This window comes from Mesorhizobium muleiense (genome assembly GCF_900099905.1).
Taxonomy (GTDB): domain Bacteria; phylum Pseudomonadota; class Alphaproteobacteria; order Rhizobiales; family Rhizobiaceae; genus Mesorhizobium; species Mesorhizobium muleiense.
Map to the genome: position 1 here is coordinate 1 of NZ_FNEE01000057.1, position 1544 is coordinate 1544.

The following is a 1544-nucleotide window of genomic DNA, read 5'->3' on the forward strand; positions in this document are numbered from 1 at the left end:
ATCAGCTTCTCGATGCTTGCGGTGCCATTGGCGATGCTCAAGGTCGACGGCTGCGCGATCGCCGCCTTGATGCCGCGAATGGTCGCGTCGCCGGAGGCGATCTCGACGCTTGTCGTGCCGTCCGCGATCTTCACCCTGCCTTCTGCGGTGGCCGGAATGCCGGCGACGGTGGCGCCACCGGAAAACCCGGTCCAGTCGCCGTCGCGCTTCAAATCGACACCGATGCCGCTGATCACGGTGCCGCCGGAGGTGACGCTGTCGGCCCGGATTTTACCGGAGATCGCCGGTGCGGCGACATAGTTGGCAATCAGCGCATCGATGGTGACCGTCTTTGCCGAAAGATCGCCGCGCGAAATTGAATCTGTGGTCGCCTTGATGGCGACATGAGGCGCATTGCCGGTCTTCGAGAAGACGATCGTGCCACGCACGTCGCCGTCAGCTTTTTCCAGCGCCAGGGCTGCGAGCGGACTGATATCGGGTAGATCCAGCGCAACCGTGCCGAGCGGCAGGAATCGATCGTCGAGAGCAAGGTCGCCCGAAACTTTGTTGTCGCCCAGTGACAGGCTTAGTCCGTTTATGGACCGCTTTCCCTGGCGCGTTACCAGCGACGCCTTGAAATCGAGTGGCTCGTCATTGACGGATCCGGTGAGCGAGATATCGGCCGCCGGGCTGGCGATGTCGCCCTTCCCCGTCGCGGTGAGCTTTAGCCCGGTGATTTCTCGCGCCGCCACCGAAAGCCGGTCGCTGTTGACCGTCAGCGACAGGTCGGGCGCGGTGCTGGCGCCTTGCGCGTTCAGCGCGAAGGTGATGGCGCCCTTGGCATCCCCGGACAGAAGCGAGATGTCGGCGAGCGCGCCCTTGACGTCGGCGCTGACCTTGTTGTCGGCGAGGCTGGCCTGCCCGTCGGCGCTGAATGCACCTGATACCAGCCTGATGGCGTCGGCGATAACATTGCCGTTGGCGTCGCGCTTCAGTGCCGCGCTGAGCTGCGTCCGCTCGGCGAGCACGCCGCGCACTGCCGCCGGCAGTGCCGCGGAAGCCGCAACCGCCCTGAGGTTGAGATCGATGGCGCCATCGGCCAGGGAGACCCTTCCATTAAAGCCGCTGTCCAGTACCTCGCTCGTTACCGAGCCGCTGTCGATGACGATGGTATCGGTAGCGAGATCGCCGGCGACCTTGGCAGTAATCTTTCCGGCGAGCAGCGGCGCGATGGTCGGATTGTCCAGGCCGATTTTGTCCGCCGTCACCGTGCCGGAGATCGGCCCTGTTCGGCCCTTCAGATCGAAGGCGTCGGAATGGAGCGCAAGCGCGATGCCTTCGGCCTTGGCGAGGTTGGTGGCGACCGACGGCAGTGTCGCGGAGATATTCAGCGTCGATTGCGTGCCCTGCCCCGCGACCTCCACCGACAGCGCCTGCAACTCGAGCTTGATCGGGCTCTCGGTGCTGCCAAGCGCCAGCGGCAGGCTCGGGCCGGTCGAGGCCAGGTCGAGCGCAAAATCGCTGGCGCCGTTCGGATTGATGGTGCCGGCAGCCTTGCCGGAAAT

The 1544-nt window shown here is 65.0% G+C and carries 1 protein-coding gene; it reads right to left on the minus strand.

What is annotated here, in order from left to right:
- Positions 1-1544: AsmA family protein (locus tag BLT09_RS33330; protein WP_483127915.1), on the minus strand; the 1544-nt coding region annotated here is incomplete at both ends.